This is a genomic window from Microcoleus sp. Pol11C2 (assembly GCF_036701505.1).
Classification (GTDB): domain Bacteria; phylum Cyanobacteriota; class Cyanobacteriia; order Cyanobacteriales; family Microcoleaceae; genus Microcoleus.
Genome location: NZ_JAUBQX010000028.1, coordinates 38,313 through 58,128, shown reverse-complemented (window position 1 = coordinate 58,128; position 19,816 = coordinate 38,313). Strand labels below are relative to the sequence as shown.

The window sequence follows — 19,816 nt, the reverse complement described above, 5'->3', positions numbered from 1 at the left end:
AGTTAACTGTTGTTATTGGTTACTGGTTATTTGTTTTTTTAATACCAGGACTCTGCTCTTGAGTGTAAGATTCGTTGGTAAAATAGTAATGGCTGTGCGGTTCGTTTTTAGGACTTACTCCATTCACCACTAAGCCCAGAACGTGCTGATTTGATTTCTTCAATAGCTCCTTCGCAAAAGCCACAGTACCAGAGTGAAGAACTCCAGGTCGCACTACCAATAAAATCCCATCGGCTTTATTCCCGAGAATCAGAGCATCAGCAGCAACATTCAAAGCAGGAGTATCAACGATCACGGCATCATAACTAGCCGAAAATTGCTTAATTAATAAAGTGAGCCGCTGCGAGTCCAGCAGAGCCATTGGATTAGGCGGAATTACACCGCAAGTCAGCACATCTAAATTATCCATAACTTGTGCGATCGCATCCCCAAATCCAGCTTGTCCGACTATCACGTTGCTTAAGCCTACTTGATTGGGAAGTTCCCAAATCCGATGTTGAACAGGACAGTGCATATCGGCATCTACCAGCAAAACCTTCCGTCCTAATTGAGCTATAGCTACAGCCAAATTAGCGGATACAGTAGACTTGCCTTCTTGCGGTAGCGAACTACTGACAACAATCACTTTCAGCTCTTTATCAGAACTCAGGAACCTCAGATTTGCCTGAAGCATTCGGTAAGCAGCACTGCTCGAAGTATGAGGACTATCTCTAACAACAATCTGTCGAGGAGATAGCTCTAAATCCTGCGCAGCAGACTTAAGTCGCCAGGAATTGCGCCGAGGATTTTTTTCAGCCTTTCTATGAAAAGGAATCACCCCCAACAAAGTAAACCCAAATAATTCCCTCGCCTCTTCAATAGTTTTGACAGACTTATCTTGAGATTCTAAAAGCAGCGCCGCACCTATAGCAAGCAGAGTTCCCAAAAAACCGCCCGATACCAGCAATAAAGACTTGCGAGAACGCGCTGGTTCCTCCGGAACACTCGGCTTTTGGATAATCCGAGCATTCCCCACTTGCTGATTTTCTGTAATCCGAATTTCCTGGAGTTTTTTTTGCAATTCCTGATAATCCGCTTCCGCTTCTTGAAGTTTTCTTTCTAGTTCCCGCTGTTCCTTCTCTACCTTCGGCAAAACTTTTACCCGCTGCTTGTAGGCAGCTAGAGCATTGGAGAGAATAGTAACTCGCTCTGCCAAACCCTGGCGCTCTACATCTACCTTAATAAATTCTTCGATCAGTTTTTGTTTCACCTCTCCTATTTGTAAACTTTGATTTGGCAACGGCTGTTGGCCACCTAAAACTTGTTGTATTTGTTGGTCGAGTAAAGCTTTTATGGTAGCTTTTTTAGTTTCTAACCTAGTTATTATAGGCGAATTATCCAGGTAGCGATTTTGCTCAGTTGCTAACTGACGCTCTATTTGTTTGTACTCTTTCAGAGCTTCCTGTACAGTGCTAGATTGGCTGAGAGTGCTGGCAGCCAATGCTTGCTGGGGATTCATTTGTAATTCGTCTTCAAATGCTTTGGACTTAGCACTGGCATTGAGCAAATCCGACTTAGCTTGGTCGATTTTACTTTCTAGTTCCGCCATAACTGCTACTGCTGATTTAGCTTCTTCGTCAAGATTTACAACTTTATTATCCTCTTTAAATTTCCTCAATTGGGCCGCTGCTTTCCGCATAGCTTGGTCGGAGTTAGGCAGTTTCCTTTCAATAAACTGTCGAACAGACACAGCTTCTAAGCGATTCACTTTTTGATTGTTATCTATATAAAAATTCATCATAGTTTTTACGACATCTGCTGCTATTTTAGGGTTTTTGTCTTTGTATGAAACCGTTAGGATATCAGCGCCCTTAATAGTAGCTACGGTCAGCTTCTTAAAAAAATCTTTGGTTTTCAGGGGATTATTTTTTTCGTCTTTTAACTGAAGCCTATTTATAGTTTTTTGGATAATTTCGACAGAACGAATCAGTTCTATCTCGGTAGTCAGAGGGTTGCTTTGCTCCGCCGCAGGAGTCAACTCTCCGATTTCTTTGCCCAATTCTGTTAAAGCAGACCCCGGAGTCGTTTTCTTAAATAACAGCTTTCCTTCTGCTTCATAAACGGCTTTTTCCTGCAGCGTGCCGTAGGTGGTGAGTGCAACAACCGAGGCAAATACAGCTAAGGCTGGCAGCCACCGGCGCTTCAAAATCTGCCAGTATTCCTGAAATCCAATACCATTTTCAGTTGATTCCATTAGTTACTCCCGAAAAATGATTTTTTGTAAACAGTAACACTCTAGGCTCTTCAACTCGTTATTGAGGATATATATTGTATCACTTAATTCAAGCACTGTCCTGGTTTTTACAAATTTTGTGATCGACATCACAAAAAAAAATACTTTTGTTAAAAAGAAGTAAAGAATTATAAATTTACGAGCAATCAAACCAGTATGAGAATAAGATAGACACAGCATTAAGATAACAAAACTTAATACAATAAAAAAAATTAAAAATAGGAGGCGGGAAATATTCTTGGTAATCGCCTTAATGATATCACTTGAGTGATGCCCGAGTAAAAGAAAGGGTGATTAATTTCAGCGGTCAGGGTGGTCTAATAAAAATCCCTCAGCATTAGTAGGTAGTAGATAGAGTTTTAGTAAAGTTTTTGTGTAATAGAGTATGATAGATATGATCAGAAAAAAAATTAGCAAAGTGTTGGTGGGGTTAAGAACCCGTCATTTTTTGATAATCGATGCAATTTGTTTGGCGATCGCACCGTTATTGGCTCTGGAAATTCGTTTAGATGGCATATTGAATCTGGCTCCCTACTTACAGAGCCTAGCGGTAGTTACAGTATTATTTTTAGCAGTCAAGCTTACAGTATTTTATGGCGGCGGCTTGTACAAGCGTTACTGGCAGTATGCGGGTCTGGAAGAAATGGCACAAATAACGATGCTGATAGGTATATCCCTAGCAGTGGAAATTATTTTCTTCCAACAACTCTACCAGCTAAATAATTCGCCGATCGCAAATCTGCCACGCTCGCTGCCGCTACTAGACGCTATCATAAGCTTTTTGTTAGTTGCAGCCATTCGTTTCAGCATTCCAGCCCTCGAAAGATGGTACCAAAAACCGTGGAAAGTTCAGCAAGGCGATCGGATCCTGATAGTCGGTGCAGGCAGTGCAGGCACATCTATGATGCAAACGATGCAGAGGAGCCCGGAGGTAGGACTCGATCCAATCGCTTTCGTTGACGACGACCCAAAAAAAATCACCAAGCGGATTCGCAAACTAACTGTAGTCGGCAATCGTTATAGCATTCCCGAAGTAGTTCGATCGCTAAATATCGCCAAAGTAATAATTGCCATCCCCTCAGCTCCGGGAAAAGAGATTAGGGAAATCGTAGAAATTTGTCAGTCAATTGGAATTCCCACCAGCACCCTCCCCGGCCTCAATGAAATCATCCAAGGTGGTGTCAGTTTAGGTAGCCTCAGAGAAGTACAGATTGAGGACTTGCTCCGCCGCGAACCCATTCAAACCGATGTTGAGAAAGTCTTGGGATTGATTGGAGGCAAGAAAGTTCTCATTACTGGTGCGGGCGGCTCCATCGGCAGCGAACTTTGTCGGCAAATATTAAAGTGCGCTCCTACGGAAATCATCATCGTCGGACACGGAGAAAATTCTGTATTCAACATTCAACAAGAATTAGGAAAAGTCCTGTCTGAACTCAAAAAAAACAGCCAAACCCAAACACATATTACTCGCGTGACAGCCTTTATGGCCGATATTCGCTTTCGCGATCGCTTAGAGTACCTTTTTATAACAATAAGACCAGACATCATTTTTCATGCGGCAGCTCACAAACACGTACCCATGATGGAATTAAACCCGCCGGAAGCGATTACTAACAATGTGCGGGGCACGAAAAATCTGCTGGATCTGGCATTGAAATACAATGTGGAACAATTTGTGATGATTTCCACCGACAAAGCGGTGAATCCAACTAGCATTATGGGAGCTAGCAAAAGAGTTGCCGAAATGCTGGTGTTGCAAGCAGCCAAAAAAAGTAAAAACCCGTTTGTAGTGGTTCGTTTCGGTAATGTTCTTGGCAGCAGGGGTAGTGTCGTACCTACTTTCCAGCGACAAATTGCTGAGGGCGGGCCGATCACAATTACCCATCCAGATATCACTCGCTATTTCATGACAATTCCCGAGGCTGTTCAACTGGTTTTGCAGGCGGCAGTCATCGGCAGTGGCGGGGAAGTATTCATGCTTGAGATGGGGGAACCAGTTAGAATTTTTGATTTAGCAAAAGATTTGATTCAGCTCTCAGGATATGAAGTGGGCAAAGACATAGAAATCGCGTTTACAGGGCTGCGGCCGGGAGAAAAATTGTTTGAAGAGCTGTTTATTCCGGGCGAGAAATACAACCGCACTAAACACGAAAAAATTCTCAGTCTTGGCAATGCCAGCCGCCTAGTCAAAGAAAATATTGACCAGGAAGTAGAAGCCCTTTGTCAAGCGAGCGATCGCAATGATGAAAATTTAATTGTTTCAATGCTACAACATTTAGTGCCTGAATATGTACAAGGGTATTCAACTACCAATTTGCACGTCAATAAAGCCCAAAAAACAACCGCTGTGGCAAAGATTAGCAGTGCAGGAGCTGTTCAGTTAGAGAATGATTTACGGATGGCTCTTGCCAATGAGGAGTTTCGGATGCACTATCAGCCGATCGTCTGCCTGGAAACCTCTCAAATTAGTGGTTTTGAAGCGCTGTTGCGCTGGCAGCACCCGAATCGAGGTTTGCTTTGGCCAGACGAATTCCTACCAGCTGCAGAAGAAACTGGCTTGATTGTTCCTATTGGCGAGTGGGTGCTGCGGCAAGCTTGCAGCCAGATGCGGGTTTGGCAGTCGCAATTTCGTCTTGACTCTCCTTTAACAGTCAGCGTGAATCTGGCTAGCCAACAGTTTTTCCACGCTGACTTAATCGAGACGATTTCCAAAATATTGAAGGAAACACATCTCGATGCTCCGAGTTTGAGGTTAGAAATTTCTGAAGATGTTGTGACGGAAAATTCCGAGTTGGCTGGAGCTGTTTTTTTCAAACTTAAAACTTTAGGGTTGCAAGTACAAATAGACCACTGCGGTCTTAGTGATGTATCCTTAACTCACCTTTACCAATTGACGCGGCTGAAGTATGGGAAATTCGACAGTTTGAAGCTAGATTGCTCTCTAGTCAGCGGGCTGGATGCTAGCAACCCCAACTTAGAAGTTCTTCATAAAATTGTTGCAATCACTCAAGAGTTAGGTATGGACATGATTGCCACAGGAGTAGAAACGAAGTGGCAAATAGCTCAGCTAAAATCCCTGGATTGCGTCTACGGACAGGGATACTTTTTCTCGGAGCCTGTGGAAGGTGCGGCGGTAGGGAAATTGATTAGGGCTAAGGTTGCTCAAAATTAATGGGGCATTTGTGAATAACTTTGCAATGGGAAATACACGATAGGAAATCCACCACTTAGCAAGCAGGTAATTAGCTAGTAATGCAACAGTTGAAACCACTAACATTACGCCGAAATTTTTCATGGACTTTCACTGGACACCTCGTTTATGCGGCTTCCCAGTGGGGGATGTTGGTGTTGCTTGCTAAATTGGGCAGTCCTGAAATGGTGGGTCAATTTACCTTGGGTCTGGCGGTGACAGCGCCTGTGATCATGTTTAGCAATCTCCAATTGCGTCAGCTCCAAGCAACAGATGCCAAAGGGGAGTATGTTTTTAGCGATTATCTGGGTCTGAGGTTAATTGCAACCGCGCTAGCACTCTTGATAATTGCCGGAATTACGCTCAAAGCTGGATATCGGTGGGAGACTTCGCAGGTGATATTGGCGATCGCCCTGGCAAAGGCTTTTGAGTCGATCAGCGATGTATTTTACGGCTTGATTCAACAACACGAACGGATGGATCGAATTGCGATCGCCTTGATTATTAAAGGGCCTTTGTCGTTATTACTTTTAGGCATCGGAGTTTCTCTGACTGGGAGTGTTGTAGGGGGAGCGATCGGATTAGCAGTTGCGTGGGGTTTAGTCCTATTCGGCTGGGATCTTCGCAATGGTAGATTAATTTTAAAGAATTCTTCGCAGGGGAGAGATCGAGAAGATTTATTAGTGGTCGATGCTGAACCTGCAAACAGCCAAAATCCCTTGTACCCCCGCTGGGAGGGAAAAACTTTGGCCAAGTTAGTTTGGCTGGCTTTACCTCTGGGTTTGGTGATGATGTTAATTTCCCTGAATACTAACATTCCTCGATACTTTCTCGAGCGGTATTTGGGCGAACGCGAACTGGGGATTTTCTCTGCAATATCTTACCTGATGGTAGCAGGGAACATGGTAGTCAGTGCCCTAGCGCAGTCTGCTAGTCCGCGGCTGGCAAAATATTATGCAGCGGGAAATAGCACTGCTTTTCGCACACTTTTGTTTAAGCTGGTGGGGGTTGGCTTGATGTTAGGTGCGGGAGGCGTTTTTGTCGCTGTTGTTGCCGGCAGGCAAATCCTAACTTTACTCTATAAACCGGAGTATGGCGAGCGAGCTGATTTGTTCGCCTGGCTAATGGTGGTTGCAGGTATTAGCTATGTGTCATCCTTCTTGGGTTACGGGATGACGGCAGCTAGGTACTTTCAAGTGCAAATGCCTTTGTTTGCTTTAGTGACAGGGGCTTCTGGGCTCGCTTGTCTTTGGTTAATTCCGACGATGGGAGTGCAAGGGGCCGTAATCGCGCTGATCGTTGGGGCGATCGTTCAAGCAGTTTTTAGTTTTGCAGTGATTGCTTATGCAGTATACAGACTCGACAGATATCAAGGAACAAAATCAAATATTGACTAAGCAGCGTCCCATCCGTATTCTTCATGTCGTCGGCGGAATGAATCGGGGCGGAGTAGAAACTTGGCTGATGCACGTTTTGAGACATATCGATCGCGATCGCTTCCAGATGGACTTTCTAGTTCACACTGAGAAACCCTGTCCTTACGATGACGAAGCTTGTGCTCTTGGTAGCAAGATTATCCCGTGCCTCTCTCCGTCAAAACCTTGGCTTTACGGTCGCAACTTTAAACGAATTCTACGCGAATACGGGCCCTATGACATTGTTCACAGTCATGTCCACCACTTTAGCGGTTACGTTCTCTATTTGGCGAAACAAGCAGGAGTACCTGTCCGCATTGCCCACAGCCATAACGATACCTCTGCAATTGATGCCAAAGCAGGATTAAATCGGCAGTTGTATCTAAGTTTAACCAAATGGTCGATTTCCTGGTGCTCAACAGTTGGTCTGGGATGCAGTTGTAATGCTGTAGCGGATCTATTCGGTGCAGCTTGGAAAACTGACACCCGCTGGCAGGTGCTTGACTACGGCGTTGAGCTGAAACCGTTCTACGATCAGGTAGATTCGATCAGCGTTCGCGCTGAATTCGGCATTCCTGCCGATGCTTTTGTGATCGGTCATATCGGCAGATTTGAAACACAAAAAAATCATCTGTTCCTGCTAGAAATTGCAGCAGAAGTTGCGAAACAAGAAGTGAAAATGCACCTGTTGCTGATCGGAGACGGTTCACTGCGTTCGGATATCGAACAGAAAGTTGTGCAAATGGGTTTGAGCGATTGCGTCACCTTTGTCGGCAATAGGTCTGACGTACCCCGACTAATGTTAAAGGCTGTAGATGTATTTCTATTTCCATCCCTCCACGAAGGTTTGGGCTTAGTATTAATCGAGGCACAAGCAGCCGGACTACCCTGCATTTTCTCAGATGTTGTTCCTGAAGAAGCTGATTTAGTCAGACCTCTGCTGCAACGAATTTCCCTGTCGAAACCCGCATCAATTTGGGCAGAAGCGGTTATGTCAGCAAGAAGCGACGCATCCGCAATTAGCCAAAGAGATGCCTTAGCTGTCGTTGAAAACAGCCATTTCAATATACTAACCAGCGTCAAAAAGCTGACAGAGGTTTACGAGGCTAATCTCTCCAACTCCTGAGATCAATCCCATCGGATAGCTCGTCTTAAATCACTTATTCAATTTATGCTAATACAAGTCATTATAGTTATCGCGCTATCTGTGCTATTTGGTGGTACATCTCTGATTAGCTTGGGCAGTTATAATATTCCCCTCGATCCAGCCGTCCTCAAATTGCGCTATCTGTTAGTTGCCTCAAGTTTACTAATCCTCATCCTCATGTCCCCCTTTAAACAGTGGGGTTTCCACCGTCAAGCTCGACCTCTCCTCTTGCTGTGGATTCTATTCGGCTGCGGATTACTCATATCGGGACTTGCTAACAATGACACAACTATTTTTAGGGACGGATTGTGGCAAATGATTGCTGTACCGTTAATTCTGTTTAATGCTGTCCCAAAGGCGATGAAAGAAAATGCCAACTTGCTAATGGGACTGGGACTTTTCATCGGCCACATTCCCTATATTGTTACGTCTCTTGTGTCGCATCCTCCGGGGAATGGTACGCTGTATCGTGGGGTATTTGCCAACTCGAATCAAATGGGATTTACCTGTGCCACAATGTCTGCTGGTTTATTTATTTTGTTGATTGGTGCTTGGTCTGCAAAAAAAGATGCGCGGTATTTATTGCCGATATCTGCTGCTCTGTTGAGCCTTTTTGTGCTGATAATTTTAGCCAACTCTAGGACTTCAATGATAGTATGTTTTATCATGTTTTCTATGTTTTTTAGCCAGTTTGTAAAAAATCCCAAAGCAGTAAAAAGAATGATAGCGCTCGCCACTGTGGCTGTGACGGCAGTCTTGCTATTTGGAGGTGAACAAATTGAGGCTATGAATAAGAGTCTCAACAACAACTTTGAAGCTAAGGAAGGTTTGAGCGGAAGAGATCGCATCTGGGGACAGACATTAGATGAATCAGATTTACTGGGTCACGGCAGCAAATACTTTCAGTTAAACTTTGGACTGGGAGGACACAATACAATTATTGAAGTCATTGGACAAAATGGCATTATAGCAGCAAATTTGCTAGTCGCTTTTGCGATCGCCAGTTTTTTCTATACTTACGCCTATTTCAAAACTTATGCCAAAGAGGATTGTGCTGCGATCGCTCCCTTCCTGATTACAGTATGCTTCTGGTTTTTGTCTATGGCTGAAGGGATGTTTGGCTCATTAGGTAATGCCATGACACTTGCCTATATGCTGTCTATAGGTATTGTGATATCAAGGCCGCTCACCGGGAAAATGCAGCAGTAGGAAGGCAGAAGGTATCATTAAAAAAAAATATACTTCTGATTTGAATGATTTGTGACAATCAGCCCTGAATGAAAAACGCCGACATGAATCACAGAAACCCTAAAAATAATAAATTGCGAGGATTAACGCTATTCGCATCTTTCTTAATATCGGGAATTATTTTGGCTTTAGCTTATTCTCAGATTTTAAAGGTTGGCTCATCATGTCCTGCTGCTGTTGCCGCACCTATCACTCAAACTCCCAAAAACCAGCGAATAGTAGAAACTAGGGTTGACGGAACTACGGTGATTGACAACAAACCATTTTTTCCCTTCGGTTTCTATCATGTTTCCTGGGAATCGACCGCCCAAGAGCGCAAGTCGGCACTCCGCGACATCGCTGCTGCTGGATTTAACACAATTCACGCTTCGGCTACCAACCTAGATGATTATGGAGAATTTTTAGACGAAGCAGAGCGGCTGGGAGTATATGTTTTAACAGAGCAAAATTCCATCGGACTCCTGAATTTAATCAACGCCTTTAAGCAAAAACCAGCAGTACTCGGCTGGAGTATAGCTGACGATGTTGACAACGGCAAATGGAGTGTAGACAATCTGTTGAAATCTCACGAGCAAGCGAAGACAGCAGATCCCAACCACATCACTTATGTTAGCGGCTACTCAAATAAACTCCAGCAGTTTGCCAATTGTTCTGATGTCATTGCTAGGCAATCTTATCCGATTAAATGGAGGAAACCAAAAGAATTGCCTGCCACTTATTCTGACATATCAAATGCACGGGCAGCCGCTGCAAAATTCAATCGCTCCACTTATGCTAATTTACAAACATATAACTGGGACTTGCACCCTTCTAAAAAATACGAGGGTTCTCAAGCCCCTACATTTCAAGAAGTGCGAAATATGACCTATCAAGCTTTGCTTGCAGGGACAAAAGGGATTCTCTTTTACACTTATCACGATGAGGTTTGGCATTTGCCAGACAACCGGGATTTGTGGGAGGGAGTTAAATCTTTAGTGCCTGAATTGAAATCTATTAGTCCGCTATTGCTTGATGGAGAGTTCCAAAAAATTGATACCAAGATGTCGAATATAGTAGCGGGGGTATGGAGGCGCGAAAACCAAGCTGTCGCTGTTGTCGTCAACAGCAATTACGGGAAACCAATAGAAGTAGCACTTGAACTTCCGATCGCAGTTAGCGAAGCGCGCTCGATGTTTCAAAATCGACCTGCGGGTATGGCAGTCAAGGAAGGTAAACTTTTTGGGTCGATCGACCCTTTAGACGTTCACGTTTACAGACTTATTCTGTGACGATACCAGAGTGCCATGACCGATCGATGCGATCGCTATTGGCACAATGAATGACAGCAAACCACTTATGAATCCAATGTAGAAATGTTTTTGTTAAAGGAGTTATCGATTGTATGAGAGTAGTTGTAGCTGTTGAACACCGCTTTGTTCGCACGCCCGACGGGGCAGTGTGGACGCAGACAATGTTCGCCCATTCCTACTGGCAGCGTTACTTTGAGGTATTTGACGAGATCCTGGCAGTAGCCCGCGTGCGCGACGTACCTGAAGTGCCTTCTGACTGGAAGCGAGCTGACGGGGAAAGAGTTTCCTTTGCAGCAATACCTTACTATATAGGCCCGTGGCAGTACCTCTTGAAGGCCAGGCAAGTTCAGCAGGCTGCCAGAAAAGCTGTCCGCACAGAGGATGCTGTGATTTTTTATCTTTCTTCTCAAATTTCGTCCTGTATCGAACCGATGTTGCGCCGGAGGGGCCATCCCTACGGCATTTATGTCATCGCCGACCCTTACGACGTATTCGCTCCCGGCTCCGTCAAAAGCCCTCTGCGCCCGTTCTTCCGCTGGTTGTCGCCGCGTCGGCTTAGAGATCAGTGCGCGAACGCTAGCGCGGCTGCTTACATTACAGAAAAGGCTCTCCAGCGCCGATATCCGCCCGCTCCAGGGGTTTTTACCGCTCACTATTCGATGACGGAATTGCCGGATTCAGCATTTGTGGCAACACCGCGCTCGGGCTTTCAGGAAAAGCAGTCGCTGACCTTGATTACACTGGCGAGTTTGGCTCAACTTTACAAAGCTCCCGATGTACTCATCGATGCCGTTGCTGTTTGCGTCGCGGAAGGACTAGATATCAAGTTGGTTCTAGTTGGAGACGGCCAGTATCGTCAAAAACTGGAAGCGCGAGCTCAAGGACACGGTTTGGGCGATCGGGTTTGTTTCAAAGGTCAGTTGACTGCAGGTGATGCGGTGCGAAATCAGTTGGATCTAGCTGACATTTTCGTTCTTCCTTCCCATCAAGAAGGTTTACCTAGAGCAATGGTGGAAGCAATGGCGCGCGCATTACCCTGCATCGGTTCAACAGTGGGCGGCATCCCAGAACTGCTCCCCCCGGAAGATTTAGTACCCCCCGGTGATGTAGCAGCTTTGGCGAGCAAAATCCGAGAGGTGACGACTAACCCGGAACGCATGGCTCGGATGTCGGCCCGCAATTTGCAAAAATCCATAGAGTACCGCGATGAAGCCCTCCGCGAGCAGCGAAATGAATTTTACCGCTACGTGCGAGAGATGACTGAAGCTTGGTTGGAGCAAAAAAACTAGGATTGTCTCAATTTTGGTCAGATTTAATAAGCGATTAATTTTATGCCGACTAGCGTTTACGAGGAAATTGAGGAGCCATCATGAAGAGCCTGCTAATTATCACCACTATTCCATCTACTCTTAAATTTTTCCTGCCTCTAACCGAGCACCTACGCAGTCAAGGCTGGCAGGTGGATGCAATGGCAAAAGAACTTTCTACTAGCGAGGAATATGCACATTTTTTCGATCGCGTTTGGGATATTGAGTGGTCGCGCAACCCCCTAGATCCCAAAAACTTGCTCGCGGCTCCCCAACAAATTCGTCAGGTTTTTGCTCAGCAACAATACAATTTAGTAAATGTTTCCACGCCAGTAGCTGCTTTTGTTGCCCGCTATGCTCTTAACAATTGGAGAAAGCAGGGAAAATTCAAGGTAATCTACACTGCTCAAGGTTTTCACTTCTACCAGGGAGGCGCACCCCATAAAAATGCTATATTCTTGGGACTAGAAAAGATTGCTGGGCCTTGGACAGACTATTTAGTAGTAGTGAATCGGGAAGATGAGTACGCAGCAAAGCGCTATAAACTCATTTCTCCCGATCGAGTTCGTTATATCCCCGGAACAGGTTTAAATCTCGATCGCTTTAATCCCCATGCTATTTCCGAAGCTGAAATAATGGGAGTACGTCAAGAGTTGGGATTAGCCCCGGAAAACTCTTTGTTTTTGTCGGTAGCTGAATTTATTCCCCGCAAACGTCCTGGGGATATTTTAAAGGCATTTGCCCAACTCGGTCGGCCTCAAGTACATTTAGCCTTCGCCGGAAATGGACGAATTTTCCAGGAAATGCAGCAACTCGCAGCCAAGTTAGAAATTCAAAACCAAGTGCATTTTTTGGGGCGACGGAGGGATATCCCAGTTTTAATGCGTGCGTCTGTAGCTACTTTGATTGCTTCTGCACACGAAGGACTTCCCAATTGCGTGATGGAATCTTTGTGCATGGAAACCCCTGTCATTGGTACAGAAATTCGCGGCACTCGCGATTTATTAGTAGACGGAAATGGGCGGCTGGTAAAAGTGGGAGATATCAACGGAATGGCTGAAGCAATGGCATGGATTTTAGATCGTCCAGACGAAGCTCAAAAGATGGGGAAGCGCGGACGAAAGGATATGGTTAATTATGACGCGCCACAAATCATAAAGCTGTACGAAAGTTTGTATAGCGAGGCTTTGTCTGAGAACGCATCAAGTTCTACACGCTGGTAAAATCTTTGCGAATACGCAAAAAAGCCAGAATTTTTACCGAAAAATCAACAAGGTTAGAACTTATGGATGCTTTCAACATTCTTTTCACCAGTGCAGGCAGAAGGGTAGCACTAATTCAATTGTTCAAAAAAGTTTTGAGCAATCTAGGAGTTCCTGGCATTATTGTCACGACAGATTCTCAGAAGAATGCTCCTGCTGCTTTCGCGGCTGATGTTTCAGAACTTGTGCCCCGCATTACTGATGCCAATTACATCAATATCTTGCTAGGAATTTGTCAAAAGCATCAAATTAAGCTGCTGATTTCGCTGATAGACCCGGAACTGTATTTGCTCTCGCTTCACCGACAAAAATTTGAATCGAAAGGCGTTACCCTACTCGTCTGTTCTCCTGAAACCAATGAGATTTGTTATGACAAACGTAATACTTTTAACTTTTTCAAAGAGATTGGTGTTCCCACCCCTGAATTGTTAGACGGAGACAAGATTCTGGCCGATCCTAACGCTTGTTATCCTTTTCTGATTAAACCTGCGAACGGCAGTTGCAGTGTGGGAGTAAATAAGGTCACAAATGCTAAAGAGTTGGAATTTTTTAGAGGGTACATTGCTAATGCGATTATTCAGGGATTTCTCATAGGTGAAGAATACACATTAGATATTTTAGTGGATTTTCAAGGAAAGGTGCGATCGGTGGTTCCCCGGCTCCGCATTGAAACCAGAGCTGGGGAAATTAGTAAGGGGATAACCGTTAAAAATCTCGCCTTGATGGAGGCTGGAAAAAAGGTGGCTGAGTCATTGCCCGGTGCCATAGGCTGCATTACGGTGCAATGTTTTTTGCTCGCCAGCGGTGAGATTAAATTTATTGAAATTAATCCACGATTTGGCGGAGGATTTCCTCTCGCATTTGAAGCCGGAGCTAATTTCCCTCTCTGGATTATCGAAATGGTTTTGGGGAAGAACCTTGAAATTAAAATTGACGATTGGCAGGATGGAGTTGTCATGCTGCGGTACGACGAGGCAATTTTTGTAACAAAGGAAATGATCGCAGGATAAAAGTTACCGTCTTTGATGTAGATGATCCTCTGTTCCCCGAACGCGAATTTTTGCGGAGCGGATTTCAAGCAGTCGGGGAGTGGATACTAAATAAATATGCGGTTGCGGGCTTTTTTGAAATCGCTTGGAAGTTTTTTGTACCAGGAAACCGAGGCTAAATTTTTAATTTAGCTTTAGCAGAAATTAGCATTGAGAATGACCCTCCCATAATTCAGGAGAGCATCCCACTTTATCGACAACGTAAGCCGCAAATATCTCTGTATAGCGAGGCTCGGCGCTCAACTATTTTAAAGGTAACAAGAAACTAGGCGCGATCACAAATGGCTACCTAACAACTCAACGCAATAAAGTAGAAGCATTGCACATAGCAAAGAGTTGTGATACTATCATTGACAGCGATTAATACGGTATAAAAAACTGGAATTGCCGCCCAGTACCCTACTACTTAAAAGTGAGGAAATTCAGGGGGTTTCAAGGCTTAAAATGCGTCGATGTAGGAGATAGTCCTCACCAATATTTCGTCACGGCCAAGAAAGTGAGTTTGCTGACTGTTCAAATCGCTCGTCAAGATGAGAGTATGGCAAGACTCCACCAGCACCGGGCTATGAAGCCGATCGCACAATTCTTTCCTTGGCTGAACTAGAGACAATTTTATGATCGATTCATGAACTTTGTCTTGAGTGTGGTAATAATGCCGGTTCTGAATTTGGGGGCGATCGCGAATTAGAGTTCGTCTTTTAAGAACCTAAAGTTTAAAAATGTTCGTGAAGGAATTGACAGATTTTTTAAGCTCAAAAGGATGGTGATCATGAATTCAGAAGTTGCTTCTACCAAGAGTTTCAGTAAATACAGCAGACTGCTAAAGGCAATATTAGATAGATTAGTGGCTGCGATCGCGCTGGCAGTTTTCTCTCCCGTAATGTTAATGGTTGCGATCGCCATTTACATCCGCATGGGCAGGCCAATCTTTTTCTGCCAACCCCGTCCCGGTAAAAACGGTCGCGTTTTCAATTTCTACAAGTTTCGCACTATGACAAGCGATTGCGATGCTGATGGTAATTTGCTGCCTACCGAACAGCGTCTCATACCCCTAGGTCAATTTTTTCGCAAAACAAGTCTGGACGAACTGCCTCAACTCGGGAACGTTCTTAAAGGTGATATGAGCTTTGTTGGCCCTCGTCCTTTACTCGTAAAATACCTCGATCGCTATACTCCAGAACAAGCACGTCGCCACGAAGCTATGCCGGGAATTACGGGTTGGGCTCAAGTCAATGGTCGCAATGCTATTAGCTGGGATGCTAAATTTAAACTTGATGTTTGGTATGTCGATAATTGGACTCTGTGGTTAGACTTGAAAATTATGTTTCTGACAGTATTGAAAGTCTTGAAAAGAGACGGAATTAACCGAGAAGGCTATGCTACAGCCCCTGAATTCACAGGTCTTCTTGATGAGGGCAAAACTAGCAGTGATATTCGGTAGGGGTTCGTTTATTTAAGTCCGATACTGGGCAAAAGAACGGGCTAATGAAATTTTTCCGGAATTAAGGGGTCTAAACCCCTGTCCTTCTATGACGGCTTTTAATTTATCAATAAAGTTTGTAGCAATTCCCAAAAACCTCTTCCAGGTAGTATCCTATAAGATAGGAGGTAAAAATGCTTTTTTTTGACTTCAAAACCTTAGAAAAATTAAATCAGTTTGCAGCCGTAGACGAAGCAATTCGTACCGATCAATTTGTCCGAAATAGCTGCATTAGGCTGTGGATGGATACCAAGGGTATAGGTAAAAGCGACCTGCAAAAACACTGTGCTGTACTCGCTCGTGATTTTCCGTTTGGCGGCGAACTTTTCCAATTCTACAAGTTTCGCACTTCGGAGGAGCGATCGCGACGCCGATGGTAATCTTCTCCCCGACGTACAGCGAATCACCGCCATCAGTAAATTTCTGCGCTAAACCAGTTTAGACGAACTTCCCCAACTCTGGAACGTTCTTAAAGGTGATATGAGCTTTGTTGGCCCTCGCCCTTTGCTGCTAGAATACTTGGAGCGTTATAGCCCGCAACAAGCACGCCGTCATGAAGCTAAACCAGGTATTAGGGGTTGGGCGCAGATTAACGGTCGCAATGTTATTAGTAGGGAAGAGAAATTTAACCTAGATGTTTGGTATTTCGCTCACGGGAGTTTGTTGCTTGACTTCAAAATTCTCTTGTTAACTCCCATAGAAGTCATAAAACATAGAGGTATCTCCCATCCCAACCAAGCAAGTATGAATGAATTTTCAGGAAACAGGAAGTCAAACGAGTAGAGGTGAGGCTATATGAATACCTATTTGTATGGTTGCGGCGGACACGCCAAAGTTATTATAGATATTTTATCTCGCCAGCAACAAGTAATTACCGCAATTGTTGATGATAACCCACCGCGAGGAATTACAGAAATTTATGGTACTCCAATCTACTTAGCAGCAGAAAAATTGATAAAAATCAATACTGAAAACAGTCAATGGATTGCTGCTATCGGTAATAATCGTACCCGTCAGTATATAACTCAGAAAATCACCAATCTGGGATATTCTTTCACAACGGCAATTCACCCTTCGGCACAAATTGCATTAGTAGGAGTTGAAATTGCTTCGGGTACCGTCATTATGGCTAATACTGCTATCAACAGTGAAACCAAAATTAACCATCACGTTATTATTAATACTGGTACAACTATTGACCACGATTGTATTATTGATGATTACTGCCACATCGCTCCTGGCTGTTCTCTTGCTGGTCAAGTTCGTTTGGGTAGAGGTGTTTTATTAGGTGTTGGTACTAAAGTTTGTCCAGGCGTAGAAATTGGAGACGGAACAACCTGTGGAGCCGGTTCAGTAGTTATTCACTCTCTGCCTTCCCATTGCTTAGCCTACGGTTGCCCAGCCAAAATTGTCGATCGTAATTACTTCCCGTAATATTTATTTACATCATAAATGTTACTTTACTTGCGTTATTTATATTTATGGGAACCATTTTATTGTGGCTGCTGTAGTGCTATAAAATTGATCGAGGGAAAATAATTTAAGAAATTAGCATTTTCAATAATTCATTATCAACTTAGCTGAAAAATGACAAAACAAATCCTCCTCTCAACACCTCACATGGGTTCCCTCGAACAAGAGTTCGTCAAAGAAGCCTTTGATACCAACTGGATCGCCCCCGTCGGCCCCCATGTGGATGCTTTCGAGCAAGAATTCTGCGAGGTAGTTGGCGCCAAACACGCAGCGGCTGTTAGTTCCGGTACCGCAGCTTTGCATTTGGCTTTACAATTAATTGGTGTCGGTTCGGGAGATGAGGTTTTTTGCTCTACTCTGACCTTTATTGCAACTGCTAGCCCGATTACTTATCTTGGCGCAAAACCTGTTTTTATTGATAGCGATCGCACTTCTTGGAATCTCAACCCCGATTTGTTCCGAGAAGCACTTGACAAACGAGCAAAAATTGGTAAATTACCCAAAGCTGTTGTAATCGTACACCTCTACGGTCAAAGTTGTGATATCGACCCAATTCTGGCAGCTTGTAATGCTTATGAAATTCCCCTAATAGAAGATGCGGCAGAATCTCTAGGGGCTACCTATAAAAACCGATCGCCTGGAAGCTTTGGTAAAATCGGCATTTTCTCATTCAACGGCAATAAAATAATCACCACTTCCGGCGGAGGAATGTTAGTTTCAGATGACCAAAAACTGGTAGAAAAAGCTCGTTTTTTGGCAACACAAGCCCGTGATACCGCTCCTCATTACCAACATTCAGCAATTGGCTACAATTATCGTCTCAGCAATGTTTTGGCGGGAATTGGTCGCGGTCAATTACGGGTTTTGGAGGAGCGAGTGGAAGCTAGACGACGCAATTTTGACTTTTACAAACAAGCTTTAGGAAACTTGCCGGGAATTGAATTTATGCCAGAAGCTGCTTTTGGCACAGCTACTCGCTGGCTGACTTGTTTAACGATCGCTCCGGCCGCTTTCGGTGCAGATAGAGAACAAGTTCGCCTAGCGCTTGCTCAAGAGAAAATAGAAGCGCGTCCGGTTTGGAAACCTTTACACTTACAGCCCGTATTTGCTGATTGCGAATGTTTGGGCGGTGCGGTGGCTGAAGAGTTATTTGAGTACGGGCTTTGTTTGCCTTCTGGCTCTAATTTAACTGATGAAGATTTAGAGCGGGTGACAAGTGCGATCGCCAAAATTCACAAAAAAAATCGATGATCTAGCCGCAGGAAGTTCGGCAACAGATTCTCTAACGGATGTAACGGAGGTCAGGAAGAAGAAAGATGCGATCGCTATTAGATCCCCGACTTTTTCAAGAAGTTGGGGAGTTGGGTTTTCTATATTGTGATTAATTTTCTTGCCATTCTTGCAGGGCGATCGCAATTCCCTGTTTCAATCTTGGTTCGAGATTGTCTTGCTTAACTAAGCTTTCTAATTTCTGCCTGACCTCGGCAGCACCTAGCTGTTTGATCGCTGCCATGCAGTGCAGCCTGACGCTGCTGTCTGCGTCGCCCAACATTGGAATCAGAGCATCTAGCCCTCTCATATCTCCTAATTTTCCTAAACCTAAAGCTAAAGATTTTTTGGTAACTGCCTCCTGCACGGCCGGATGACCGGTTTTCAGCAAATCAATCAGAATTTCAGCAGCAGCAGCTTTTAATTCATGCTTTTCTACTCGCCCTAAAACAGTGACTATCTCTTGATAAACAGTAGAATTTATGTTAGTAAATTGCGCCATTAAGGTTTGCTGCAAATATTCTAAAGCGACTGCGGTTTCGCTCCAGCTTAGGGCGCGCACAGTTTCGATTTGCAATTCAACCGGAGTTGTGGGTGAGCGCAGCAATTCAAATAAAGCAGCCGCTGCAGCATCGGTTTTCACTCGCCCGATCGCGATCGCCGCTTGCTGACAAACTTCTAATCGAATGTCCGAAAGCAACGGTTTTAGCAAGTTAACTAAATCTAATTCTGCGTCTAAATAGGCGCGCACCCCGAGAGCTCGCACGGCTTCTTTTCTGACTGCTGTCGCCGGATCTTTGAGTGCTGCTACCAGTACCGGCGGGATGCGGGAGTCGTGAAAGCTGCTCAGGGCCTCGATTGCGTGCGCGCGTACCGCAATTTGAGAGTCTCCGACTACGCTCAACAGCGGTGGGATGGTTTCGGTGCGCCGAATTTGGGCGAGTGCTGCTGTGGCAAACTGTCGCGAGTCTTCTTGGAGTAGGAGAGTTGCGAGGGATTCTATGGCTGTCGGGCCGAAATTCCCTAGGGTTTCGGCGGCAATTTGGCTCAATTCTTCGTCGGAATTTTTGACCAATTCTACTAAAGCTTGAATCACTTCCGGGCGATCGAACTTTCCGAGAATGCGGGCGGCGAACCACCGGGGTTCGGTGTCTGCGTCTTCGTCTTCGAGTACGGCAATTAAAGGTGCGATCGCGCCATTTCCCAGATTTGGCAATACTTTAGCAATTTCCCAGCGGTCTTGAAAATCTCCCCATTCTAAGGCTTCTATTGCTAAACTGACAGCTTGCTCTAAAATGTCTTGTTCCTGCGGCTTGCCGCCCTTGGCTGTCACTTGCTGCAAGCATTCGACTAACCCAGGCCAGTTTTGGTGATCGGCAGCGACTTGCGCTTTTTGTAAAAAATTATACATAATT

At 44.6% G+C, this 19,816-nt stretch carries 16 protein-coding genes; 14 read left to right on the top strand and 2 right to left on the bottom strand.

All coding sequences use genetic code 11. The features are described 5' to 3' along the window. Positions 1-19: 19 nt before the first annotated feature. On the bottom strand, positions 20-2,233 hold the full coding sequence (locus QUA42_RS17065; protein WP_333138465.1) for a polysaccharide biosynthesis tyrosine autokinase: 2,214 nt from the start codon (positions 2,231-2,233) through the stop codon (positions 20-22). Between the two features lie 433 nt (positions 2,234-2,666). Here QUA42_RS17065 and QUA42_RS17060 point away from each other — a divergent pair, with 433 nt between their 5' ends. The 14 genes from QUA42_RS17060 to QUA42_RS16995 all read left to right on the top strand — a co-directional run bounded on the left by QUA42_RS17060 (position 2,667) and on the right by QUA42_RS16995 (position 18,383). Next, positions 2,667-5,444, top strand: a complete 2,778-nt coding sequence (locus QUA42_RS17060) for a polysaccharide biosynthesis protein (protein WP_333138463.1) — start codon at positions 2,667-2,669, stop codon at positions 5,442-5,444. Between the two features lie 80 nt (positions 5,445-5,524). Continuing rightward, positions 5,525-6,859 carry a hypothetical protein gene (locus QUA42_RS17055; protein ID WP_333138461.1) on the top strand — a complete coding sequence of 445 codons (1,335 nt, stop codon included), beginning with the start codon at positions 5,525-5,527 and terminating at the stop codon, positions 6,857-6,859. Beyond that, positions 6,807-8,003 carry a glycosyltransferase family 1 protein gene (locus QUA42_RS17050; RefSeq protein WP_333138459.1) on the top strand — a complete coding sequence of 399 codons (1,197 nt, stop codon included), beginning with the start codon at positions 6,807-6,809 and terminating at the stop codon, positions 8,001-8,003. The genes QUA42_RS17055 and QUA42_RS17050 overlap by 53 nt, the downstream gene beginning before the upstream one ends. Positions 8,004-8,048: 45 nt before the next feature. Next, on the top strand, positions 8,049-9,233 hold the full coding sequence (locus QUA42_RS17045; protein ID WP_333138458.1) for an O-antigen ligase family protein: 1,185 nt from the start codon (positions 8,049-8,051) through the stop codon (positions 9,231-9,233). Between the two features lie 83 nt (positions 9,234-9,316). Next, entirely contained in the window at positions 9,317-10,540 is a 1,224-nt protein-coding gene (locus tag QUA42_RS17040; RefSeq protein WP_333138456.1) for a hypothetical protein, read from the top strand. A gap of 113 nt (positions 10,541-10,653) precedes the next feature. Continuing rightward, entirely contained in the window at positions 10,654-11,850 is a 1,197-nt protein-coding gene (locus QUA42_RS17035) for a glycosyltransferase family 4 protein (protein WP_333138454.1), read from the top strand. Positions 11,851-11,930: 80 nt separating this feature from the next. Then, positions 11,931-13,091 (top strand): glycosyltransferase, encoded by a 1,161-nt coding sequence (locus QUA42_RS17030; RefSeq protein WP_333138452.1) that lies wholly within the window; start codon positions 11,931-11,933, stop codon positions 13,089-13,091. 62 nt (positions 13,092-13,153) lie between these two features. Then, positions 13,154-14,140, top strand: coding sequence for an ATP-grasp domain-containing protein (locus QUA42_RS17025; RefSeq protein ID WP_333138450.1), 987 nt, complete (start codon positions 13,154-13,156; stop codon positions 14,138-14,140). Positions 14,141-14,591: 451 nt separating this feature from the next. Further along, complete coding sequence (locus QUA42_RS17020) at positions 14,592-14,783, top strand: hypothetical protein (protein ID WP_333138448.1); 192 nt, start codon at positions 14,592-14,594, stop codon at positions 14,781-14,783. 165 nt (positions 14,784-14,948) lie between these two features. After that, a complete protein-coding gene (locus QUA42_RS17015) occupies positions 14,949-15,620 on the top strand; it encodes a sugar transferase (RefSeq protein ID WP_333138446.1) in 672 nt (223 codons plus the stop codon). Between the two features lie 173 nt (positions 15,621-15,793). Continuing rightward, positions 15,794-16,039 (top strand): hypothetical protein, encoded by a 246-nt coding sequence (locus tag QUA42_RS17010; protein WP_333138444.1) that lies wholly within the window; start codon positions 15,794-15,796, stop codon positions 16,037-16,039. A gap of 100 nt (positions 16,040-16,139) precedes the next feature. Continuing rightward, positions 16,140-16,442, top strand: a complete 303-nt coding sequence (locus tag QUA42_RS17005) for a sugar transferase (protein WP_333138441.1) — start codon at positions 16,140-16,142, stop codon at positions 16,440-16,442. 12 nt (positions 16,443-16,454) lie between these two features. Further along, a complete protein-coding gene (locus QUA42_RS17000) occupies positions 16,455-17,093 on the top strand; it encodes an acetyltransferase (RefSeq protein WP_333138439.1) in 639 nt (212 codons plus the stop codon). A 153-nt stretch (positions 17,094-17,246) separates the two neighbouring features. Beyond that, on the top strand, positions 17,247-18,383 hold the full coding sequence (locus QUA42_RS16995) for a DegT/DnrJ/EryC1/StrS family aminotransferase (RefSeq protein WP_333138437.1): 1,137 nt from the start codon (positions 17,247-17,249) through the stop codon (positions 18,381-18,383). A gap of 130 nt (positions 18,384-18,513) precedes the next feature. Here the strand turns inward: QUA42_RS16995 and QUA42_RS16990 are convergent, their stop codons facing one another. After that, a complete protein-coding gene (locus QUA42_RS16990) occupies positions 18,514-19,812 on the bottom strand; it encodes a HEAT repeat domain-containing protein (protein WP_333138435.1) in 1,299 nt (432 codons plus the stop codon). Positions 19,813-19,816: the final 4 nt, after the last annotated feature.